Source organism: Komagataeibacter rhaeticus (assembly GCF_003207855.1).
GTDB classification, from domain to species: Bacteria; Pseudomonadota; Alphaproteobacteria; order Acetobacterales; family Acetobacteraceae; genus Komagataeibacter; species Komagataeibacter rhaeticus.
The window spans coordinates 1-21,673 of sequence record NZ_NKTZ01000021.1; the positions used below are offsets into that span (position 1 = coordinate 1).

Annotated in this window: 27 protein-coding genes; 3 read left to right on the forward strand and 24 right to left on the reverse strand. The window is 62.2% G+C overall.

What is annotated here, in order from left to right; genetic code table 11:
- Nucleotides 1-749, forward strand: a 749-nt coding sequence (locus CFR78_RS13520) for a LysR family substrate-binding domain-containing protein (protein ID WP_220032408.1), incomplete at its 5' end; no start/stop codon positions are given.
- A gap of 1 nt (nucleotide 750) precedes the next feature.
- Here CFR78_RS13520 and CFR78_RS13525 read toward each other — a convergent pair.
- The 12 genes from CFR78_RS13525 to CFR78_RS13580 all read right to left on the reverse strand — a co-directional run bounded on the left by CFR78_RS13525 (nucleotide 751) and on the right by CFR78_RS13580 (nucleotide 12,810).
- Nucleotides 751-990, reverse strand: a complete 240-nt coding sequence (locus CFR78_RS13525; RefSeq protein ID WP_007397926.1) for a DUF2274 domain-containing protein — start codon at nucleotides 988-990, stop codon at nucleotides 751-753.
- A complete protein-coding gene (locus CFR78_RS13530; protein ID WP_110581267.1) occupies nucleotides 987-2,186 on the reverse strand; it encodes a TrbI/VirB10 family protein in 1,200 nt (399 codons plus the stop codon). The genes CFR78_RS13525 and CFR78_RS13530 overlap by 4 nt, the downstream gene beginning before the upstream one ends.
- Complete coding sequence (gene trbG, locus CFR78_RS13535) at nucleotides 2,183-3,184, reverse strand: P-type conjugative transfer protein TrbG (protein ID WP_007397924.1); 1,002 nt, start codon at nucleotides 3,182-3,184, stop codon at nucleotides 2,183-2,185. Before trbG ends, CFR78_RS13530 begins: the two co-directional genes overlap by 4 nt.
- On the reverse strand, nucleotides 3,181-3,864 hold the full coding sequence (gene trbF, locus CFR78_RS13540; RefSeq protein ID WP_034933516.1) for a conjugal transfer protein TrbF: 684 nt from the start codon (nucleotides 3,862-3,864) through the stop codon (nucleotides 3,181-3,183). The genes trbG and trbF overlap by 4 nt, the downstream gene beginning before the upstream one ends.
- A gap of 5 nt (nucleotides 3,865-3,869) precedes the next feature.
- Complete coding sequence (trbL, locus tag CFR78_RS13545) at nucleotides 3,870-5,297, reverse strand: P-type conjugative transfer protein TrbL (protein ID WP_034933517.1); 1,428 nt, start codon at nucleotides 5,295-5,297, stop codon at nucleotides 3,870-3,872.
- A 5-nt stretch (nucleotides 5,298-5,302) separates the two neighbouring features.
- On the reverse strand, nucleotides 5,303-6,106 hold the full coding sequence (gene trbJ / locus CFR78_RS13550) for a P-type conjugative transfer protein TrbJ (RefSeq protein ID WP_034933520.1): 804 nt from the start codon (nucleotides 6,104-6,106) through the stop codon (nucleotides 5,303-5,305).
- Complete coding sequence (trbE, locus tag CFR78_RS13555; RefSeq protein ID WP_110581268.1) at nucleotides 6,103-8,556, reverse strand: conjugal transfer protein TrbE; 2,454 nt, start codon at nucleotides 8,554-8,556, stop codon at nucleotides 6,103-6,105. Before trbE ends, trbJ begins: the two co-directional genes overlap by 4 nt.
- Before the next feature lie 15 nt (nucleotides 8,557-8,571).
- A complete protein-coding gene (locus tag CFR78_RS13560) occupies nucleotides 8,572-8,850 on the reverse strand; it encodes a VirB3 family type IV secretion system protein (protein ID WP_007397919.1) in 279 nt (92 codons plus the stop codon).
- Nucleotides 8,850-9,218 carry a TrbC/VirB2 family protein gene (locus tag CFR78_RS13565; protein ID WP_034933525.1) on the reverse strand — a complete coding sequence of 123 codons (369 nt, stop codon included), beginning with the start codon at nucleotides 9,216-9,218 and terminating at the stop codon, nucleotides 8,850-8,852. The genes CFR78_RS13560 and CFR78_RS13565 overlap by 1 nt, the downstream gene beginning before the upstream one ends.
- Nucleotides 9,215-10,219 carry a P-type conjugative transfer ATPase TrbB gene (gene trbB, locus CFR78_RS13570; protein ID WP_082770880.1) on the reverse strand — a complete coding sequence of 335 codons (1,005 nt, stop codon included), beginning with the start codon at nucleotides 10,217-10,219 and terminating at the stop codon, nucleotides 9,215-9,217. Before trbB ends, CFR78_RS13565 begins: the two co-directional genes overlap by 4 nt.
- A 145-nt stretch (nucleotides 10,220-10,364) precedes the next feature.
- Nucleotides 10,365-10,811: a hypothetical protein gene (locus CFR78_RS13575; RefSeq protein ID WP_010517994.1), complete on the reverse strand. Its 447-nt coding sequence runs from the start codon at nucleotides 10,809-10,811 to the stop codon at nucleotides 10,365-10,367.
- A 7-nt stretch (nucleotides 10,812-10,818) separates the two neighbouring features.
- Nucleotides 10,819-12,810 (reverse strand): conjugal transfer protein TraG, encoded by a 1,992-nt coding sequence (locus tag CFR78_RS13580; RefSeq protein ID WP_010517992.1) that lies wholly within the window; start codon nucleotides 12,808-12,810, stop codon nucleotides 10,819-10,821.
- Nucleotides 12,811-13,098: 288 nt separating this feature from the next.
- Between CFR78_RS13580 and CFR78_RS13585 the strand changes: the two genes are divergently transcribed.
- Both CFR78_RS13585 and CFR78_RS13590 read left to right on the forward strand, forming a co-directional pair.
- Entirely contained in the window at nucleotides 13,099-13,353 is a 255-nt protein-coding gene (locus tag CFR78_RS13585; protein ID WP_010517990.1) for a type II toxin-antitoxin system Phd/YefM family antitoxin, read from the forward strand.
- The gene (locus tag CFR78_RS13590; protein ID WP_034932826.1) at nucleotides 13,353-13,781 is read left to right on the forward strand and encodes a type II toxin-antitoxin system VapC family toxin; all 429 of its coding nucleotides are present in this window, start codon (nucleotides 13,353-13,355) and stop codon (nucleotides 13,779-13,781) included. Before CFR78_RS13585 ends, CFR78_RS13590 begins: the two co-directional genes overlap by 1 nt.
- A 13-nt stretch (nucleotides 13,782-13,794) precedes the next feature.
- On the opposite strand, the gene CFR78_RS13595 is transcribed toward CFR78_RS13590, so the two are convergent.
- From CFR78_RS13595 to CFR78_RS16355, 12 genes are all read right to left on the reverse strand, one after another.
- Complete coding sequence (locus CFR78_RS13595; RefSeq protein WP_034932823.1) at nucleotides 13,795-15,534, reverse strand: relaxase/mobilization nuclease domain-containing protein; 1,740 nt, start codon at nucleotides 15,532-15,534, stop codon at nucleotides 13,795-13,797.
- 282 nt (nucleotides 15,535-15,816) lie between these two features.
- Complete coding sequence (locus tag CFR78_RS13600) at nucleotides 15,817-16,533, reverse strand: lytic transglycosylase domain-containing protein (protein WP_034932820.1); 717 nt, start codon at nucleotides 16,531-16,533, stop codon at nucleotides 15,817-15,819.
- Nucleotides 16,534-16,537: 4 nt separating this feature from the next.
- Nucleotides 16,538-16,876, reverse strand: coding sequence for a DUF736 domain-containing protein (locus CFR78_RS13605; RefSeq protein WP_034932818.1), 339 nt, complete (start codon nucleotides 16,874-16,876; stop codon nucleotides 16,538-16,540).
- Between the two features lies 1 nt (nucleotide 16,877).
- A complete protein-coding gene (locus CFR78_RS13610) occupies nucleotides 16,878-17,435 on the reverse strand; it encodes a S26 family signal peptidase (RefSeq protein ID WP_084149795.1) in 558 nt (185 codons plus the stop codon).
- Nucleotides 17,432-17,929 carry a DUF2840 domain-containing protein gene (locus CFR78_RS13615; protein ID WP_034932813.1) on the reverse strand — a complete coding sequence of 166 codons (498 nt, stop codon included), beginning with the start codon at nucleotides 17,927-17,929 and terminating at the stop codon, nucleotides 17,432-17,434. The genes CFR78_RS13610 and CFR78_RS13615 overlap by 4 nt, the downstream gene beginning before the upstream one ends.
- On the reverse strand, nucleotides 17,926-19,011 hold the full coding sequence (locus CFR78_RS13620) for a replication initiator protein A (RefSeq protein WP_197713592.1): 1,086 nt from the start codon (nucleotides 19,009-19,011) through the stop codon (nucleotides 17,926-17,928). The genes CFR78_RS13615 and CFR78_RS13620 overlap by 4 nt, the downstream gene beginning before the upstream one ends.
- Before the next feature lie 7 nt (nucleotides 19,012-19,018).
- Nucleotides 19,019-19,270: a helix-turn-helix transcriptional regulator gene (locus CFR78_RS13625; protein ID WP_084149793.1), complete on the reverse strand. Its 252-nt coding sequence runs from the start codon at nucleotides 19,268-19,270 to the stop codon at nucleotides 19,019-19,021.
- 221 nt (nucleotides 19,271-19,491) lie between these two features.
- Nucleotides 19,492-20,040 carry a DUF2285 domain-containing protein gene (locus CFR78_RS13630; RefSeq protein WP_223846632.1) on the reverse strand — a complete coding sequence of 183 codons (549 nt, stop codon included), beginning with the start codon at nucleotides 20,038-20,040 and terminating at the stop codon, nucleotides 19,492-19,494.
- Between the two features lie 19 nt (nucleotides 20,041-20,059).
- Nucleotides 20,060-20,278 carry a transcriptional regulator domain-containing protein gene (locus tag CFR78_RS16455; RefSeq protein WP_075595803.1) on the reverse strand — a complete coding sequence of 73 codons (219 nt, stop codon included), beginning with the start codon at nucleotides 20,276-20,278 and terminating at the stop codon, nucleotides 20,060-20,062.
- Nucleotides 20,279-20,417: 139 nt separating this feature from the next.
- Nucleotides 20,418-20,681: a hypothetical protein gene (locus CFR78_RS13640; protein ID WP_034932810.1), complete on the reverse strand. Its 264-nt coding sequence runs from the start codon at nucleotides 20,679-20,681 to the stop codon at nucleotides 20,418-20,420.
- Between the two features lie 131 nt (nucleotides 20,682-20,812).
- Complete coding sequence (locus CFR78_RS13645) at nucleotides 20,813-21,097, reverse strand: helix-turn-helix domain-containing protein (protein ID WP_034932808.1); 285 nt, start codon at nucleotides 21,095-21,097, stop codon at nucleotides 20,813-20,815.
- A 156-nt stretch (nucleotides 21,098-21,253) separates the two neighbouring features.
- Complete coding sequence (locus CFR78_RS16355) at nucleotides 21,254-21,406, reverse strand: hypothetical protein (protein WP_166498132.1); 153 nt, start codon at nucleotides 21,404-21,406, stop codon at nucleotides 21,254-21,256.
- Between the last annotated feature and the right edge of the window lie 267 nt (nucleotides 21,407-21,673).

The window sequence follows — 21,673 nt, forward strand, 5'->3', positions numbered from 1 at the left end:
AACCGGCTCCACGAACTGTTGCCATGGAACTGGAAACCCGTGAATACACTGCACAGACAGGCCGCATAATCAAGGCGGCCCAGAGCGGCCGGTTACGATGCGCCTTGGGTGAAAGCGGTATCGTATCAATAGGAATACAAAGTAATGTACCGCCAGGACGGGTGTCGGCCTTCATCGAACCGTATAGAATTCTTTATCCCGGTATTTCGTTTATATATCGTGACGTATCCAAGAGAGATGTAATTTCGGCTCTTTTCGACGGTATCGTTGATTTAGTAATTATAGCCCTTCCGCTGAACGAATCTTGCGCAGCTACCTTACCACTGTGGAGCGATCGAATTGTCGCTGTGACACCGACAAACCATCCTCTTGCTTCGTCTGTCACGACATGTTGGAGCGATTTACGGGAAGAAACTTTTGTCTTCGGTAACGATGATACAGGAGAGGACATGTCTACACTGTTAAAACGCAAAGCAAGCATTGCTGGCTTTCTACCAACAGTGTGTAGGGAAGAAATCATAAGTCTGCGGACGATCGCTCTCGTCATTAACGGACATGGTATTACGCTCATGCCGGCTGGCTGGCTCGCATTTTTTCCAGGTACGATCCTTGAGCAGGTAACTGTGCTAGAAGTGCGCGACGGCGACGGTTTTTCACATCTTGATTACGGCATTGGATGGCGCGATAGAAATTTGTCGACCGTCGCACATAAAATACTTGTTTTCTTGGGAAAGCAGAATCTCGAATAGACTAAGTTTCTCTGCTTACTATCTGCTTAGCTCGCGCACGCTTAAGCTTCGCGAAAGCTCGATCAGATGCAATGAATCCACGGATCATGTGCGGCACGAGACGGGTTGGATCGACGGGCTGACCATTCTGGCTGACCAGTGCTGCGTAAGTCACCAGATCACGATGGAGGTCCGCCGGTAAGTCCACGGGCATGCGGACCGGCTTTTCATCCGGAATTTCAGTGATGCGCAGCGTTGTCATGGTGCTGTTTCCTTTGCGTGGCGAGGTTGCAGGACAAGGTCGCGGTTAAGGATCAAGGTGAAAGGCAGCCCCGGCCGGTCGGTTAGGGTCGGCTGGATGTTGAGGCTGCGATCAACCAGCCGGTTACCAACCATGGAAAACCCATTGCTGGCCCCAGAACGGATGGCCTGCGCCAGATTGTTCTCGCTCTGACTGGTTCCGGCCTCTGATCCGACGCTCAGGAGCGTGGTCACGATGGCAGCCCTGAAAAGCTGGCCCCAGTGGTTGTTCACTTCATCGGACAGGCCGGACTGGCCGATGGCGTCGCCACCGGGCAGTTTTTCCAGCACCAGGCTCTCGCCGTTCGGGTAAATCAGCCGGGTCCAGATGATCTGGGTACGCTGCTGCCCGAAAGAAATGCCGCTGTTATAGGCCCCGAACAGCAGGCTTCCCTGCGGGATCAGCAGGAAACGACCGGTCGGGCTGTCATAGACGTTCTGCGTGACATGGCCAGTAATCTGACCCGGAAGGTCAGAGCTGATTTTCGTGTTCAGCGCCCCCGCGATGACAGTGCCCGCCTGAAGGATATAAGGCGAAGCTGACGGCATGATGCGATCCGGGCTGGTCGTCGCGCGGTCAGGCTGGCCTGCCAGAAAGGCACGGTTGCCTGATTGGGCGTCGGTCGAAGAAGATGGATTTGCCTGGGACGCAGATGCACCCGATGTGGGCGAAGTTGCCTGGTCGGTACCCCGGTCGCGTTCTCCCGTCTGCACGAACAATTTGCTGGCGATTGCGGCCTCGATCTCCTGCGCGGCACGGCGGTCGTCGCCACCCGAGGCTGCCTTTCCCTGCTCCTGTGCGTGGAGGATGGTATGCCCCAGATCACCGGGCAGCGCTGGTCCCAGCTTCGGCACATCCTTGCCGACATAGTCGGACGGCAGTCCCGCCAGCCCGTCGGCAGAGGGACGCACATCCGCGTCCTGCGCGGCAGGCGTGGATGACACCCGATGGCTTGCCTGAAGGGCATAGCCCAGCGCGAAGGCCACCGCGATCATGCCAACCCCGCCCAGCGACCAGACCACGGTGCGGGAAAGCCGCACGACACGCGGTCGTTCCGTCCGCAGACGCAGATCAGGTGGCGGCGGTGATGCTGCGGAATTTCCCCCTGTGGCCGGAGCCGCAGAATTTTCTCCCACTGTGTGAGCCTGCCCGGTCATGACTTCCTGCCGTCAATGCGGACAATGCGCACCCGCTGCTCGGAATGCTTATCGCCCAGCCGCAGTTCAGCGGCGGCGAACAGCCGATCCACGATCATCCAGTTCTGCCGCACCCGGTAATTGACCAGTTCCGGGCCGCCATCCGCCCCCAGCACGAAGAGCGGCGGCAGTTCCCCCTGCCCGATCCCGGATGGAAAAGCGATATAGACCTTGTGACCGTCATCAAAGGCCCGGCCGGGTAACCAGGGCGGCGTGCCGCCTTTCACCGGCTGGATGGCATAGCGGAAATTCAGGGTATCGAGATTCAGCCCCGCGTCCACTGGGGCAGAGTCATCGGCCGCGTCGTCCTGCCGGTGCAGGGCAATCAGATCGTCCTCGGGATAGTTCCACGAGACCGACGCCATGTATGTGGGGGGTGTTGACCTCAATTCCGCCAGATAAGTCCGTCGGTCAGTATTGATGATCAGATTAGTGGTCAGATCCGGCCGGGTCGGCTTCACCAGGATATGGATGCGTTTGGTCGCCCCTTCTCCGCTTTCGGTGTCACCGATGACCCAGCGCACCGTATCCCCAGCAGCAACTGGGCCGGTGCCCACCAGTTTTTCACCCTGCTGGAGCATGATGTCCGTGATCTCGCCTGGCGAGGTATAGACCTGATAGAGGGCACCCGGAGAATAGGGATAGACCTGCACCGCATTGATGAAACCGGCCCGCGTCGGCTGGATGCGCGCCGCCAGATTAGCCTGGGTCACGCGCGTGGTCGGATCAGTAACCTCGGGGACCGGATGGGCCGTGCGTCGTGACGGCAGTGGCTTGAACTGGCCCGGCAGAGGAAGTGGCTGTGGCACCTCCACCACCTGCACGGGCTTCGGTGGATCGGGAATTCTCGTCGCGCGCGCGGCGTCATCGTACCGGATGACGGGCGGATGGTAACTGCCCGCGCAACCGGCAAGCGAGAGCAGCGCCACAGGAAGGGCTGCGAAAATGAAGCGCGTCATTGACCAAGCTCCTTCGACCAGTTGATGGCGGAGACGTAGATTCCGAGCGGATTTTTCCTGAGATGGTCGGCATCGCGTGGCGTGTGCAGAACGACCGACACGATGGCGGTCCAGCGTTCGGTGCCGGTGAACGCGCCGTCGCGGTAATGGCGCTCGCTCCAGGCGACACGGAAGCTGCCGGGAGACGCCCGGATCACCGAGGCGATGTCCACCTCGACCTGCTCATGCCCGATGCGCGAGAACGGATCATTGAGGCGGGCATAATCGTTAAGCGCCTGAGCGCCCGACGTGGTGGTGAAATCATAGGCGCGTAGCCAGTTCTGCCGCACCACCACAGGGTCCGACGACAGAGCGCGCACGTCATGAACGAACTGCGCCAGATACCAAGCGATCTGCGGATCGGTGGGCATATAGCCCGCTATCGCGGGGGCCACGACCTGCGCCTGCCCCAGCCGATCGACCTGCACGACCCACGGCGTGATGGTACCGCGCGCGGACTGCCAGACCAGCCCTACGCCAAGGCCTGCGGACAGAAGCAGAGAGCCGAACGCCATCAGCCGCCAGTTACGGGCCTGTACACGGGCGGAGCCGATGCGCTCGTCCCAGACTTGCGCGGCTTTCTGATAGGGCGTGACAGGCTCGGGCGTGGTCCCGTAGCGGGTGGTGGAGCGACGGAACATCGTCCTCATTCCTTTTCCGACAGATCGATGGAGGAAGATCCGCCCCCGCCATCGGCGGAGCGGATAACATGGGCGGCCTCAGCAGCATGAGCGGCGGCATTGCGGCGCTTCATCTTCTGAGCCCAGCGGGGCGGTTCGCCGGAACCGCCACCATCTCCACCAGACGGACCCTCACCGGTAGGGCCGCCACCCGTGGGGCCATCCCCTTCTCCGGCAGGACCACCGCCTCCAGAAGGTGCCGGTCCGTTATCCCCGGCTCCGCCTTCGCCTCCCTCCCCCATCCCGCGCGCGGCCCAGCGTCCACCGGCGGCATAGCTTTCCTTGAGGGATGAACCGGCACGCGAAGCCGCCCCTTTGACGGCATTCGCGACATTTCCACCGACGGCCCGGCCCATGCCTCCGATCCCGGCGGCCATGCTGCCCGCGCCGCCAGACGCGCCTGCGGCTCCGGCCGAATAGGCGGAGGTAGCAGCCCCGGCAATCGCGGCCCCTCCCCGCGCGGCGGCAGCCGTGGCGCCGAGGGCTGCGGCACCACCGGAAGCAACAGCCCCGACACCGGCCGCCGCAGCAGCACCCATGGCGCCAACCGCCATGCCGGTACCGACTGCCGCTCCCGCGCCAAGCTGCGGTGCGCCGGAAATCAGCCCATTGGCGATGCTGCCGCCAAAAATGGACAGGCCGACAATTGCAAGGGAGGCCAGCACCACCGAGACGGACTGCCCGATCGTGGGAACGTCGCTGCCGTAGGAGGTTGAGAACTGGGCGAACAGAACCGACGCGATAGCGGAAATGACCGCCAGCACCATGATCTTCACACCCGACGAGACGACATTGCCCAGCACCTTTTCCGCCAGAAAGGCGGTGCGGCTGAACAGGGCGAAGGGGATCAGGATGAAACCCGCCAGCGTGGTCAGCTTGAATTCGATCAGGGCAACAAAAAGCTGCACGGCCAGAATGAAGAACGCCGCGAGCACGATCAGCCACGACAGACAGAGCACAAAGATCTGAATGAAGTTCGTAAAGAAGGCGACAGGACCAAGGAGATTATGGACTGAATCCAGAAGCGGCTGGGCTGCATCGAAACCCGTGGATGCCAGTCGGCCGGGCCGCAGGAAGTCTCCGAGTGCCAGATTGCCGCCACCGGCTCTCAGGCCAAGGGCCGCAAAACTGTCAAAGACGGTCTTCGACAGACTGGAGAAATTGCTGATCAGAAAGGAAAAGAATCCGATATAGAGCGTCTTCTTCACCAGACGCTGGATGATGTCCTCATCAGCAGCCCAGGCCCAGAACAGGCCAGCCAGCGCCATATCCAGCACGGACAGTGTTCCTGCTAGTGAGATCACATTCCCCTTCACCAGACCGAAGCCGCTGTCGATGGTGGTGGTGAAGGTATTCAGGAAAGTGTCGATAACGCCCACATTGCCCATCGCCATGGCGGTCAGTTCCCGCTGCTGCCGAAAATGGACACCGTGCCGGGCACATAGGCGTCATGCTGTGAAAAATGCTGATACTGGGCTTCACTTTCCGCTTCCGTCGCAGCATCGCGCGCCTGTTGCAGGGCTGTGGCGCGGCCATTGGCAGCAAGTTCGGCCTGAATGTCGGATAACTGACGGGACTGTAGCGCCAGAAGCTGGTTTCCTGCCTGCGCCGCCTGCAACGCGCCCGTGGAGGTCTGGCTGGAAGAGACAAGCTGGGTCATGGCCGAACTGTCGCTGGGGATGTTTCCTACCACCCGAGCCTGAAGCTTCAGGGCATCTTCGAACCCGCCCACGGAATTCTGCCACCGTGTCTGTGCCTGGCTGAACAGGGCACTGTCTGACATGCCGGACGAGATTGAGGTGTACGCCTGCTGGTATTGCTGCTCGACCGAGGTCACCGAATAAGCGATGTTCTGTGCCTGCGCGAGCAAGGCTGTTGTCTGGGAAATCGTTGATTGCAGCGTCGACAATGTCGACAGTGGCAGGCTCGCCAGATTACGGCCCTGGTTGACCAGCATCTGCGCCTGATTGGCAAGAGATGTGATCTGGTTGTCGATCTGCTGAAGCGTGCGGGCCGCGATCAGCACGTTCTGGACGTGGTTCGCCCCATCATAGACCGCCCATTGGGCACGGGCCGGTCGTGAAAGGTCGAACGTTGCACCGAATGCCAGCGTAACAGAGGCGACAAGAGCAGTGCGATGGAAATGTTTTTCTCTCACACGCGCAAAAAAATCGGTCCGAAGCTGGCAATGTCTTTCCGTCATGGCACGTCCTCCGCCCCGCGATCGTCGCGCAACAGATCCGCCGCCCATGACACGCCCCGCGCGTCAAACCACGCGAGGAGAAAACCGTCCCGGCCGTGTTCCGCCAGCACTGCATCGATCAGCTTGTGATCGTCCTTCCCTGATGCTGCGCATAAGGCGAGTGCGACAGGCCCGAGCCCCAGTTCGAACAGGCGATTGCCGCGTTGCGTCTGGCAGTAATAGTCCCGCTTCGACGCGGCCCGCGCGATGATGGCGATCTGTCGGTCGTTCAGGCCAAAATCCCGATAGAGCGCCATGATCTGCGGCTCGATCGCCCGCTCGTTAGGCAGGAATATCCGTGTCGGGCAGCTTTCCACCACCGCCGGAGCAATGCGGGAATTGGCAATATCCGACAGGGACTGGGTGGCGAAGATGACGCTGGCGTTCTTTTTGCGCAGGGTTTTCAGCCACTCTCGCAACTGGCCGGAGAAATCCCCGTCATCGAGAACCAGCCAGCCCTCATCGATGACCAGCAGGGTCGGCCGGCCGTCCAGACGGCCTTCGATGCGGTGGAACAGGTACGACAGAACGGAGGAGGCCGCGCCCGAGCCGATCAGACCTTCGGTTTCGAACACCACCACATCGGCATCCCCGATACGCTCGGCATCCGCATCCAGGAGGCGGCCGTAGGGACCACCGAGGCAGTAGGGCGCCAACGCCTGCTTCAGGGCGTTGGACTGGAGAAGCGCGACCAGGCCGGACAGGGTCCGCTCACGGGCAGGCGACGATGCCAGCGAATTCAGAGCCGACCAGAGGTGAGACTTCACCTCCGGGGTCAGCGCCACCCCCTCGCCGACAAGGATCTGACCGAGCCATTCACTGGCCCATTTGCGCTTATCCGGATCATCGATCCGCGCCAGCGGCTGAAGTAATACGCCGCTGCCCTCTTCTCCAGACAGATCGGCATCTGTCAGTCCACCCCCGAGATCGCGCCAATCGCCTCCCATCGCCAGCGTTGCCGCGCGCATCGACCCGCCAAAATCGAAGGCAAAAATCTGCGATCCCGCATAGCGACGGAACTGGAGCGCCATGAGCGCCAGCAGCACGGATTTACCTGCCCCGGTCGGTCCCGCGATTAGCGTATGACCCACATCGCCGACATGCAGGGAAAACCGGAACGGCGTGGCCCCTGCCGTTTTGCCATAAAACAGCGGTGCGGCCTTGAAATGCCCATCCATCTCCGGCCCTGCCCACACGGCGGAAAGCGGAATCATGTGCGCCAGATTCAGGGTCGAGACCGGGGGCTGCCGCACATTGGCGTAGACATGCCCCGGCAGAGATCCCAGCCACGCCTCCACCGCGTTCAGGCTTTCCGCCATGCAGGTGAAGTCACGGCCCTGAATGATCTTTTCCACGAGGCGAAGTTTTTCCGCCGCTATGCTGGCGCTGCCATCCCACACCGTCACCGTGGCCGTGATGTAAGCCTGCCCGACATCATCCGCGCCCAGCGACTGCAACGCCAGATCGGCATCGGCTGCCTTGTTGGCGGCATCGTTATCCACGAGAACTGACGCCTCATTGGTCATCACTTCGCGGACAATGGCTGCGATACTCTTGCGCTTTGCGAACCACTGGCGCCTGATTTTCGTCAGCACCTTGGTGGCGTCGGTCTTGTCCAGCAGGATGGCGCGGGTGGACCAGCGATAGGGCATGGCCAGCCGGTTCAGGTCGTCCAGGATTCCGGGGAAAGTCCGCGACGGGAAACCCGTAATGGTCAGGGTTTTCAGGAAGGCATCGCCCAGCTTTGGCTCCAGACCACCCGAAAGCGGCTGGTCCACCAGCAGGGCATCCAGATGCATCGGAATTTCCGGCACCCGGACCCGCTGGTTCCGGGTGGAGATGGTACTGTGCAGATAAGTCAGCATCTCACCGTCATCCAGCCATGCCGCCTCGGGCATGAAGCCATCCAGCAAGGCCAGCATCCGATCCGTGCGGTCCACGAACGTATGGAGCATGCCATGCGGATCGGGACCATCGCGTTCCCTGCCTTCATAGAGAAAACGCTCGGCGCGACCTGATGATTCCGCCGGTGGCAGCCAGACCAGGGTCAGAAAATACCGACTCTCGAAATGCGCGCCCTCATCCTCGAACTGCTCCCGGCGCTCCAGGTCGACCATCTGGCTGGCTGCGTCGGGAAAGTCACCGTCAGGATAGAGTGTCGCCGGGACGCGCTGCGCTTCCACGAACACCGCCCAGCCTGAGCCAAGGCGACGGAGCGCATTGTTCAATCTTCCGGTCACACCGACCAGTTCCGCTGGTGTTGCGCTATCGAGATCGGGACCACGTATTTTTGCGGTGCGCTGAAAACTGCCGTCCTTGTTCAGGACGACGCCCTTTTCGACCAGCGCGGCCCAGGGCAGGAAATCAGACAGCAGGGAGTTTCGGTTGCGATATTCGCCAAGGGACATCATGGCCCTGTCCTCCCTCTACGCACGAAGCCAGGCGGGATAACGGAGATGCCGTCGTCCCACCTCGATGAAGACCGGATCGCGTTTCGCACCCCAGACCGCGAGCCCATGGCCGACGATCCAGAATGCGGCCCCGATCAGCCACAGCCGCAGACCAAGGGCGATCGCTGCCGCCAGCGTGCCGTTGGCGATGGCAACGGCGCGGGGCGCACCACCGAGCAGGATGGGATCGGTCAGCGAGCGATGCACCGGGACATGGAAGCCCGGCACGGCATCATCGTCATATCCCACGGCCATCAGATCAGCGCCCCACCGGAGAACGAAAAGAACGACAGGAAGAAGCTGGACGCGGCAAAAGCAATGGATAGACCAAAGACAATCTGGATCAGGCGGCGGAACCCGCCGGATGTTTCCCCGAAGGCCAGCGTCAGGCCGGTCACGGTAATGATGATCACCGAGATGATTTTGGCGACCGGTCCCTGCACGGATTCCAGAATCTCGTTGAGCGGGGTTTCCCACGGCATGCTGGATCCTGACGCCCATGCCGACGACGCGAAAGCAAACGACAGCAACAGGGACGTTCCGAATACACGGAGATCCCGCACATGCCAGTCAGGACGTGCGACAGCGCACACGACGGCGCGCAGACGTGAAGGCGGCCTCATGATGACTCTCCATTGGCAGAGCAGGATGTTTCGGGAGACGAGAAGCTGACCGGACGGATGCGATAGGCACCCGTCACGGGATCTAGGCCATCGATTTCTGCCAGTTCGGACAGGTGGCGGGCCGTGCCGCGTCCGGACAGGACCGCGATGACGTCGATGGTTTCCGCGATCATGGCGCGTGGCACTGTGACCACCGCCTCCTGGATCAGTTGTTCCAGCCGATACAGGGCCGCGAGCACTGATCCGGCATGTAGTGTACCGATACCGCCGGGATGGCCGGTGCCCCATGCTTTCAGCAGGTCCAGCGCCTCGGGGCCGCGCACCTCACCAATCGGGATACGGTCGGGCCGCAGGCGCAGGGCGGACCGCACCAGTTCGGACAGGGTTACGACACCATCCCTTGTACGCATGGCGATCAGATTGGGGGCTGTGCATTGCAGTTCCCGCGTATCTTCGATCAGCACGACGCGATCACCGGTTTTCGCGACCTCGGCCAGCAGCGCATTGACCAGCGTGGTCTTGCCGGTCGATGTCCCGCCGGCGACCAGGATGTTTTTCCGTTCCGCGACCGCGCGGCGCAGAAATACCGCCTGCCCCACCGTCATGATTCCGGCGGCGACATAATCGTCGAGGGTGAACACGGCCACGGCGGGCTTGCGGATGGCGAAACTCGGGGCGGTCACGACGGGCGGGAGCAATCCCTCGAACCGCTCACCGGTTGGCAGTTCCGCCGATACGCGCGGTGCTGCCTCATGCACCTCCGCCCCGACATGGTGCGCGACCAGGCGTACGATGCGCTCGGCATCGGCCGGCGTAACCCTGTCGCCGGTATCGCCCAGCCCCTCGGACAGGCGGTCGATCCACAGCCTGCCATCGGGATTGAGCATCACCTCGACAATGGCAGGATCAGCGAGGTGCCGGGCAATCGCCGGTCCCATCGCCGTGCGCAGCATGGACATGCCGCGTACCGTGGCCCTTTCATGGATGCTGGAAACTGACATGATTTTCCCCGCTATGAGCCGAACACGATGCGCGGACAGCAACGGGGCAATTAAGAAAGGCAGGAAACCACGCGGTTCAACAGGAATTCATGCGTCGTAGGGCGGTGGGGAAACGTAGGGCAAAAATACTTGCAGGGTGCGGAAATTACGAATCCGGTTCATCCTGTAAGGCAGGATCGGAAACATCGTCTGGAATTTCCTGCTGGAGTCTCGGTCCCTGGGCCAGCCTGCGACCGAGGGCCGAGACAAAATTATCGTAACGCGCCCCGGCCTGCGCCCGTGCTGCCCTGGCAGCCGGTTCAGGCAAGGGCGGGGTCGTGGTGAGCCAGAAGCGGATGAACAGCGCCAGGGTCTCCACCGTGATGCCGATATCGCGCTCCAGCCGCGCAAGACGCCGGTCCTGCCGGTCGAGGCGCTTCGATGTTGCAGCCTCGCGGCGCTCCTCCCCGTCGGGCGACAGAAAGGAAGCGACGGCAGCCTCCACGATCAGGGACATCGGCTGCGCACGTCGCGCGGCATAGGCGGAGAGGGTCTTCATCACATCAGGGTCGAGATAGACGGAGATCTGGGCTTTCTTTTTTGCCATCACCATACTTTCCTCACAGTTCCAGCTCGTCGCCACAGTCGAGCGATGCCTGCCGGGCCACACCGCGCATGAGATCGTTCATCCGGTTGTTACGGGGCGCGATGTCGTCGAATTCGTCAGTCGGGTCGGGTGCGAATTCATTTTCCATCGGCTCCTTCTTCTCGACCGTTCCCTCACCCAGTTCTGGCTGACGGCGGCGGGCAGACTGTTTCGGGTCTTCATCCCCCTCGTCCTCCGTCGGCTCCGCCCCGGCATCCGGCGCCGGTGGGCGTGGCGGCAACGGTCGCGTGCTCCAGTCGTCGGGACGGCCATCTTTCGGGCGCGGAAGATCAGGCGGAGGAAGAACGCGCTCGCGGAAGCGGTCATCCTCGAAATAGCGGGCCTTCTTCGCGCGGATCGGATAGAGACCGGAGACCATGACGATCTCGTCCGCTGGCGGGAGCTGCATGACTTCTCCCGCCGTCAGCAGCGGGCGTGCCGTCTCCGAGCGCGAAACCATCAGATGGCCCAGCCAGGGCGAAAGCCGGTGCCCCGCGTAGTTCTTCATCGCCTTCATCTCGGTGGCAGTCCCAAGCGCGTCAGACACACGTTTCGCCGTCCGCTCATCGTTGGTGGCGAAGCTCACCCGGACATGGCAGTTGTCGAGGATCGAATTGTTCGGCCCATAAGCCCGTTCGATCTGGTTGAGGGACTGGGCGATCAGGAAGCTTTTGATCCGGTAGCCCGCCATGAAAGCCAGCGCCGATTCAAAGAAATCCAGACGCCCGAGGGCCGGAAATTCGTCGAGCATCAGTAGCAGGCGCCGTCGCTGTGCCGCAGCCTCCAAGTCTTCCGTCAGCCTACGGCCAATCTGGTTCAGCACCAGCCTGATCAATGGCTTGGTGCGGCTGATATCCGAGGGGGGCACGGTCAGGTAAAGCGTCACTGGGCGGTCCCCTCCAACGATGTCGGCAATGCGCCATTCGCAGCGCCGGGTGACTTCCGCCACCACCGGATCACGGTACAGGCCAAGGAAGGACATGGCAGTGGAGAGCACGCCCGAGCGTTCATTGGGCGATTTGTTCAGCAGCTCGCGCGCGGCCGATGCAACAACAGGATGTGGCCACTTCTCACCCAGATGGTTTGTCCGCATCATGACCGACAGCGTGGTGGCGATCGGGCGCTTCGGGTCCGACAGGAAATTGGCGACACCGGCGAGGGTTTTGTCTGGCTCGGCATAGAGGACATGCAGGATGGCGCCGACAAGCAGGGAGTGTGAGGTTTTCTCCCAGTGATTGCGCTTCTCCAGACTGCCTTCCGGGTCCACGAGGATATCGGCGACATTCTGGGCATCGCGGACTTCCCACTCTCCACGCCGGATTTCCAGTAACGGGTTATAGGCGGACGAGATCGCATTGGTCGGGTCAAACAGCACGACGCGACCGAAACGGGCGCGAAATCCCGCCGTCAACTCCCAGTTCTCGCCCTTAATGTCGTGGACAATAGCTGAGCCAGGCCAGGTCAGAAGCGTCGGGATGACCATACCGACACCCTTGCCACTGCGCGTTGGTGCAAAGGTCAGGACGTGCTCCGGTCCGTCATGGCGCAGATAGGCCTTGCCATACCGGCCAAGCACCACCCCATCCGGGTCAAGCAGCCCGGCTTTCGCGATCTCGTCCGGGTCCGCCCAGCGTGCCGACCCGTAGGTTTCGATTTTCCTGGCTTCACGGGCGCGATGGACCGACAGCGTCACGGCGGCGGCGAAAGCCAGCACCCCACCCGATCCGGCCATCCACGCCCCGCGCGCAAAGACGTTCGGGGCATAGGCGTCGAATTCGAACCACCACCAGAAAAACAGCGGCGGCGCGTAGACCGACCAGTGATGGAACAGCACGAACCAGGGCCGACCGAGTTCAGGCTGGAAGCCCAGTTCCCAGGCCGTCCATTGGGTCGCGGCCCACCAGGACAGGACGACAATGGACAGGACCACCGCGACCTGTCCCCATTGAATTTTGGTTCCCGGCATTTTCGATTCCTCCTTGCGCAGGAACAGGTCGGGCGGCCATTTTCCGTTCCGCAAGGGCTTTTCCCGCGTCGTCGCATCCCGGCGCATGGCAGGGAAAAAATACTTGTCCGGTGCGGCCCAGACCGTCATCACATTGAGCGAAGGTCGCGGGAGTCGAATGATAACCGGGTCTTGTGGCTGGACGGGTGCTGCGGCCAACGATGATGCGAACCCCGACCAGACATGGATTTTCTGGCACTCCCTCTCATTATGTAGTAATGTTCCTACATTGCAGTCTGGAGGCCGGACATGAGCATCACCACACTTTCAAGCCGCGAGTTCAACCAGGACACCAGCCGGGCCAAGAAGGCGGCGGCCGAGGGACCGGTGTTCATCACCGACAGGGGACGCACGGCCCATGTCCTGCTCAGTATTGAGGAATACCGCCGTCTGACACACCATCCGCGCAAGATCGCGGACGCTCTGGCGATGCCGGAAGCTGCGGACATCGCATTCGATCCGCCTCGCGCCAATATCACACTCCGCCCGGCCGATTTTTCCTGATGTTCCTGCTGGACACGAACGTCGTTTCAGAACTGAGAAAAATCCGCGCCGGGAAGGCCGACCCGAACGTGGCGCTCTGGGCCGACAGCGTGGAGGCGGACGATCTGTATCTCTCCGCCATCACCGTCATGGAACTGGAAACCGGCATCCTGCGCGTGGAGCGCCGCGACGGAGCCACCGGCACGATCCTGCGGACCTGGCTGGAACAGCATGTCCTTCCCGCGTTCGAAAGGCGTATTTTTCCCGTCGATACGTCCGTAGCCCTGCGCTGCGCCCGGCTCCATGTTCCCGATCCCCGTTCGGAACGCGATGCGCTCATCGCCGCAACCGCGCTGGTTCATGGCAAGACGGTCGTGACCCGCAACGTCGCGGATTTCCTGCCGTGCGGCGTCCCCCTGCTCAACCCGTGGGAACCCCAGCCGAACTGACAGGAGCGCTGGTTCACAAACCCAGCCCCCTGTTCCGGGTGAAGGTCCAATCAACCCCGCCATCGTCGCGAGCGACACCGGAGACGTGCCTGCCCTGCTGCTTCTCCAGCGAGGGCGTCCAGGGCACGAGTTGAAACTGAAGCCCATCATCGATCATCGCATAGCGGCCGGAGGCCAGCACCATGCGCTGACGGTAGGTGCCCGTGATATACTCCCCCGAACCCGACTGGCTGAATGTCCGGCCTGTCTCGCTGGCCAGCCGCTCTCCAACCTCGTGAACCTCCCGGTCCCTGAGTTTGCCGATCAGATTACGCGCCAGCACCAATTCCTGTGCGCGGTGCTCGGCGAGCCCCTGCTCGATCAGTTGCTCGGCGCGCCGCTCCATCGCGTCACGTACTTCGGCGCCAAAACCCGCCTGCCCCAATGCGACAGGATCACGCGCCACCGCCTGCCGGTCGAGCCAGGTGGCCCCGCGCGCCGTCACCTGATCCTCGATCGACAGGTCAGAACGAACAGCCAGCGCAACACGACGCTGCCCCTTCCTGTCATCGAAGGCACGAAGCTCCACGACCGCCCCCATACTACCATCACCGGTCGCATCCAGATCGGGAAAGCGGATATGATGCGTGCGACCGTCCACACCGTCGATGACGGCGTAGGCCGTGCCTTTCAGTTCATCGTCCAGCCCGCGATCGACCAGCCTGCCGACGACAGGGACGTCGAGGCTTTCACCCGCCAACACATAGCTCGACGTGCTCCGCTCGATGCCGCGTTCAGTCAGGGAACGGTGAATGCGCTTGATGATGTCGCCGCGTTCGCCCAGTTCGCGTAACGTCGCTTCGGCGGACTCATCCAGCATCCATTGTCCCTGTCCGACCTGATGGGCGAGGCCGAGCCCCTCCAGGCGGCGCAGGCGGCCGACCTTCAGGGCCTCAAACGGATCAGGCTGCCGATCCGGCGCTGGCGCCACGTCGATGATGCCGCTGCGGCCCGCGTCGCGGACGAGTTGCCGGTCAAGCTGGGTCCAGTATTCGGCATCGACCTGACGTTCGAGGGCACGGTGAATTTCGATGTCATTGCGTTGCCCGAGTTCTTGCGTCACCAGATCCTGCGCACGGGCGCGCAACCCGTCTTTGATATAATCCCGCGAGATCACGAGGTCGCTGCCATCCTCGGCTACGCCGCGCACGAGGATGTGGACGTGGGGATGCCGGGTGTTCCAGTGATCCACCCCCACCCAGTCGAGTTTCGTGCCGAGATCTTTTTCCATCTGCCCGACCAGTTCGCGGGCATAGCCCTTGAGGTCAGCCATGTCCGGCGCGTCCTCCGGCGAGACGATGAAACGGAAGTGGTGGCGGTCGTCTTCGCAGCGTTCGGCGAAGGCCTTCGGGTCCGCATCGTCGATGCCGGGACCGAAGAGCCGTACCTTCTCACCGTCCTTCGTCACCCCTTCCCGGCGCAGGTAACGCAGATGGGCCGCGAGTGGAGCCTTGCGCCCGCTATGGCGTACGACACGGGCCTTGACGGTCACGCGGCGGGCACGGCTGGTCAGCAGGCGATTGGCCCTGGCTGCCGCGACACGGCCACGCCCGAAGGCCGAACGGGAACCGCCGCCGTTGCGACCCGATCGGAACCCACCGCCTCCGGCACGCTGGGCCGAGGCGAGGGCCTGGGCGACGAAGGGCTTGAGCCGCTGGGCGCGTGGTGAGCGGATGCGACCCAGACGGGGCTGGAAGTCATTCTCGCGCGCCATCACTGCCTCCAATGTGCGAAAAAGCCAGGAGCAACAACGAAATACGGGGTCGGCAAACATTGCCGGTAAGGGCGGAACATTGTCGGAAGGCAGAAAAAACACAGAAAAACCAACACCCCAACCGAGGCGCAATGTGCGCCCTTTTATCTCGCCTCTCCTTAACCCCACCCCAAAGTGCCTGTTCCACCCTGCCAGCACCCAATCCGCGATGCTGGTCCCTGCCCCGATTGCCCTGCGCGAACCACCGCATACCGGTAGAGGAAATGATGCCTGGACGCGCATTCATGGCATCGCTCGTGATGCGGAAGAGACGACGAACAACCCACCGGAAAGCGGCCTGACAGGCGCAAGACCATGCGCGATGATGTCACTTCGAACACCATTCGGCGGCAGCTTCATTGCAACCGGAACGCCTTTCCCCGCATCGTCCGACTGCGCGGCAAAAATCGGCGCGCTGGTCCAGAACAGCGGGTCGGGATGCGAAACCAGCAGCAATGGATCTACACCGCCCTGACCGATCAGGGGCAGCAATCCGGCGACATAGGCGCGCGTTTCGGGTGGCAGCGGACGTTGCCGATCACGGTAGTCCTCATAGCGCCCCGGCCCGGCGTTATAGGCTGCCAGAAAGCCCGGAGAGCCATAGCGATCATGCATCTCGCGCAGGAACGCAGCGCCTGCAAGAATGTTGTCATGCACATCGAACGGATCGCTTCCCAGCCCGTAACGGGTACGAAGGTCGCTCCAGGTCGTGGGCATGATCTGCATGAGGCCGAGCGCGCCTTTTGATGAAATCGCGCTAATATCACCACCGCTCTCAGCGCTCATTACGGCCCGTATCCATGTGGCGGGAATGTCGAAGCGCTGCACGGCTTCAGCGATCACGGCACCATAAGGATCGGTGTCAGCGGGCGCTGGAACCGATGCCGCCCATGACAGGTCAGGTGCGCCCGATACGCCGATTGCAATGACACCAACAGCGAGGAAGAAGATGCGTCGCATCGTCTCATTCCCCGCGTTCGACACGTCGTGACGGACGCGTCCAGTTCAGCACCCAAACCGCACGCTCCCCACCGGCACGGAAGAGATTGGCCCGGATCGGTTGTGCAAAGGCGGGGTCGTCGAGGGCTACGGCGATGTATTCACCAGCCCTCTCGCCGGTGCGTTTCCAGCCAGCACCAACCTCCGGGCCATCGGCATCGGTGAGATGGATGCGGTAATCCGAGGCATGTTCGGCGTCGGAAAACTCAGCCGGAACGAGAAGGATATCCTGCGCCACGGTGAGGGTGCGAATGCGCCCGGCAAAACCGGTTTTCGTGCGCGTGAAAAGACCGATCTGTGCCATTTCATTGCCCTTTCGGAGACGGGTTGGTGGTCACGATGGCAGGCTGGTTACTCCCGGATGGAAGCCAGACCGGGGTGGCACGACCGATGACGGTGGAAACGGGCAACGGGCCGAAATACCGACCATCGAGACTGCGTGGTTCAGCCGTGTTCATGACAAAAATCTGGCCGGAATCGAGACGATGGCAGCCCTGCCAGAAGGGGAGCGGACGGCCACGGTGATCGACGGATTGCGCGTCGCCAGCGAATTGCCCGTCGATGGTGATGCGTTGTCCCGTACGGCACACGGACTGCCCCGCGACAGCCGCTACGGGCTTGAGCAGGGGCACGCCAGACGGCAGATACCCCCGACGCGCCAGCAGCATCGCCTCGCGCTCGGGCAGACGGACAGCAACCAGATCACCGACATGCGGCGCGGGAACCGGGTGCAATCGGTACAACCCGACGGGCACGCTCGCCGTCTCGTTCCAGATCAGGCGTGGCGCAGGATGAACGACCATTGACGCGCCCACACCGAGCACGGCGAAATAGGTCGCAAAGAACCAGCCACGCCGGGTCATGACGTCACCTGCCGCCGCTTGAGCCATGCTGAATGTTGCTCGCGCGTATAGGCACGCGGCTCATGTCCGGCCGTAATGCGATGGTGCAGATGCCGCCAGTATTCGGGCGCTGCATCCGCCGGATCGAGACCCAGTGCCTCAATGGCGTCGACCGCCCGGAGCACATGTTCGACCCGTGGCCAGCTATCGACACGCAGGAGGATTTCGCCGCCGGGACGCACGAACGGCAAAGTCTGGAACACTTCGCCAGCCCTGACCGCGCGCACGATATCCAGCCGGGAGACGGTGATACCGAGGTCATTGGACGCCCAGCGCACAAAGGCGAAAACACTTCCTGGCGCGAAACTGGAAATGCGGCGGCGGTCATCGAGTATCTGCTCGTCACTGCAATGCCCGAAGCGCAGCCAGTGTTCGATGCGCCTGTCGATCCAGGTCAGTTCGACATGCGTCAGTGCCGCCGGATGCCGGTGGGAGATAGGAGACTGTCTGGTCATGGCCCTACTCCCGGCCCCTTGAAGGGGGCAATGGACGGGCAAGAGGGGTTATCCGCAGAACGGCGCTTCCCATCAACATAAGAGTTAGATTCTAAGTTAGATAAGTTAAGGGCCGGAATCACCGTTTCAGGCCAAAGACTTAGCTGGGGTTTGTGCGTGTGAAGTCCCGATAGTCCTGCGTGTGATGTCCCGATAGTGGATGCGTGTGAAGTCCCGATACCATTCGCATAGTTATCCACAGGATGTGTGGATAAATCAGTTGGCAGGATGCGCAGTAACTCGCGCGCGCCAGCACGTTCAATGTTCAGGCGATAGCCTGGCAAGGGCTGGCTGGCGGCGGCACGCCGGATCTGGATGGCAAAGTCCGAGGGACGCATCAGGCTGCCGGATTTCTGGTGCAGATGCCCGATCTCGAAAGTCCAGCCGGTAGGTTGACGACCCGCGTGTTTGCGGGCCACGCGGTAAAGCCAGCGCTCGATGCCGCCCGTCAGCCGGAAATAGGCCGGGTCGATGGCCAGCACCAGCGAACGGTCGATCACGCCACGATAGAGCCATTCCGGAATGACGATCTCGACACCAGCGGCGCGACCGTTCCGGCTGGCGCAGATTTCCCACTCGGTAATCCAGGAAAACTGCTGCCGTCGCCAGTTCTGGCCGTTGCGGATCGTGGTGGCGACCACGGTGGACTGGAGCCGGGCAAGTGCCGCCCTGAGCAGCCCATAATCCCGCGCCCCGGTCTGTCGGCCGATACCGGTGAGCAGCTGATAGGGAGTGAAGCGCAGGAAGCGTGACGTTGTCAGGCCGAGATTTTCCGCCTCGACAATCTGGCTGGCGGCCCAGATCAGCACGTCAGCGTCCCAGATCGTCGCCATGCCGTGCTCGGGCATCCCGAACACCTCAACGCGCGTGTCCCCTACTGCGTAGAGGATTGGCGTCGTGCGCTTCGTTTTGGACAGGGAGAAAAACGGTCGCTCCATCAGATCGCGCTGGTCGCGCGGACTGATCTCGCCGCTGGCGACAACGAACGGCAGGAGCCTGCTGCGCTCACTGGCCGTGAGGATGTGGCGGGCCTGCATGTCCATCCTCCCCTCACCGGCGATTAAGGCCGGCAGAGCGGGCCTCGTCATAATTCGGATCAGAGGTGGACCGGCAGGCGCTGGCGGTAGCCCAGGCGTCGAGGTCGTCGATCAGGTAGACGACACGACCGCCAAGCTTGCGGAAGGTCGGACCACTGCCATGGCAGCGGTATTTTTCCAGCGTGCGGGGAGAAAGGCCTAGAATCTGCGCGGCCTGATGTGTGCGCAGGTAGCGTGCCGGTGACGGCGCGTGTCTGTCGAGCATGGTATGCCTCCATCTGGTCTCGAAGCGCCGCAGGAATGATGCGGCGGATCGGGATGACGGTGGCGAAGAAAGCAGGCGTTGGGGGTGGACGAAGATTTTTCAGACTCAGTGTCCACCCTTCGTGTACCGGGACGTGCATGGGCGATACCGCGCGGAGCCGGGCGTGAAGCAGCGTGGGGAAAATGGGGGATCGCAGCGGGAAGGAGCGAAAACAGGCAGCACTATTTTCCGCGTAGAAAATCCAGATAACCGCCTTTGACCCGGTTCCGGGCGTCAAGAAGCAGGCGCTCCGCATGGCGACGCGCCGCCGTGTTGCGCCATTCGACCGCCGGTAAATCCGCCTGCCATGAACGATTGGCCGCAATGGCGATATCGCGGACGGTGCCGCCCGCTTCGTGAATATCGAAGGCGAGAAGGAGCAGTATCTGCCGCGCACGTTGCAACGGGGTCAACTGGAGGGCGCGCGGAAGCAGGCCAACGCGCTGGCCGCGCTGCCTGCGAAAGAAACGCAGCGCCACGTCGAGACGCAGTTCAGCGGCGTCGTCCATCGGCAGGAGCACGGCGGGTCGAACGATAGCCAGCGGGCTCAGAAGCCGAAGGTAAAGATTGCCAGCCACATCGCCGATCACCAACCACGCGTCGTCTTCCGCATCATGACGGGCCAGAAGGGTTCCAAGCACCGCCGGATTGATCGGGGTCACGATGGCGAAATCCGATGGCGCGGGCGTGAGGATCAGTGTGGCCGGTGAAACCTCGGGCCGCCAGATCATGCGCCCCTGAGGGACGGGTTCATCGGGCGCATGGACAAAAGCAGAGCCCCCAGCGTCGGGAGAACGCCGCGCACTCGGCGGCGGAATCCACGCCCCGACGGCCGATCCGCCGTTGCAGGCGGGCATAGTCGCGGCGATAGGTGGTGTTACGGCGGAGAAATTCGACGGCGAAACCGGAGCGGTCCAGACGGCTGATATGGTCGCGCAGTTCCGGTGAACGCCATAAAGGTGTTGGCATGCGGGCCTCCCTGTCTGTCCCCCCATGCGGCAAAAGGGGAAGCTTCCATCAGCCAGAGCGGGAGCGGGAGTGCATAGACCCTGATTTTTTATCGGGGAGAGAAGCGCAGGGCAGATGCGGGTGCCGGGGCGAAGCCCGGCTATTGCAGGCGCGGTTGCAGCAGATACTGGAAACCGGCTTCGCTCATCCAGCGCGCCCGTGCCAGATGCCTGCCATGAACGGCTTTCGCACGCAGCGGTTCGCGAACCGGGTCAATTTCGAACAGCACCGCAACGACTTCGCGCCAGTCCGCCCCTTCCTCGTCCGCGACCAGAAGGCGCAGGTAAAGCCCGAGATGCGCTTCGTCGTAGGCGTTTACCCGTTCGGTGAGAGGGGGATGGTCAAGGAAAGACGGGTCGGTCATGGCGGTTCCTCACGATACCGCTGCCAGATCGGTTCGATAACAAAGATCGGGATTGCCGACCGGCCAGGTTTGCATGACCCCGCCAGAAATCAGCACGCCCAACGGGGAAGGAATGACATGAACGGAACAGATCAGGGCGATTCCGCCCGACTACGCCCCCTACCCTGCCGCGTCTGGATATCGGAAGTCTCGTTAAGAAACATGACGCCGCGTCCCTGTCCGGACTCGATGAACAGAATGCCCGCCGCTTCCAGCGCGCGACGGACCTGATCGATCGTGCCCTCATGAACGCCCAGACCGCGTTCGGATTCTAGGCGCTTGAGCGCGGTCAATGCTACGAGGGCCTTTTCAGCGAGCCTTTCCTGTGTCCAGTTCAGGAGTGCCCGTGCCGCCCTTACCTGTCGGCCAGTGATCATCCACGATCACATCCGACACGCGGAGCCTGCACACCAGAAATACGACTATAATAGTCGCTTTGTGGATATTCAACATCGTTCTTTCAGGGGGATACCGAAAGAGAGTCGGCGTCTGGTTCCCGATTGTATTGGCGACCATGCAAAAAGACCCCCGCTCTATGCGGGGGCCGTCTCGTCGTGGCGCTCTGTTGCGCATCGTGCAAGCGCCTCGTTCAGTTCGCGCTCGATCTGCCGGCGCTCGCGGCGGCTCAGGTGAAAGCTGGTCAGTTCGGCGCGCAGCATCTGGATCTGGTCGTGTAGCGTGGTCATCGTCCTGCTCCTTTCGTTTTTCGAAGACAGGACGGACGGCTCATGCCGGGGTGGACCGGGTCAGGGATCGCCGAAGGCGACCGGCTTGCCGGCGTGTGGGGGAGCCGATTTTGTGCGGTGCGCCCGAAGGGTGCATCGGGCAAAATTGGGGGGACCACGCGTCCTTGACGCGGTTCGCCCTCGCGCATGGTACAATGGGAAGGCTGAGGGAAAGCCCCGTGTTCCTCCTGCGTCTCACGTCGGGCGACCTGCACTGCCGCCCGCGCC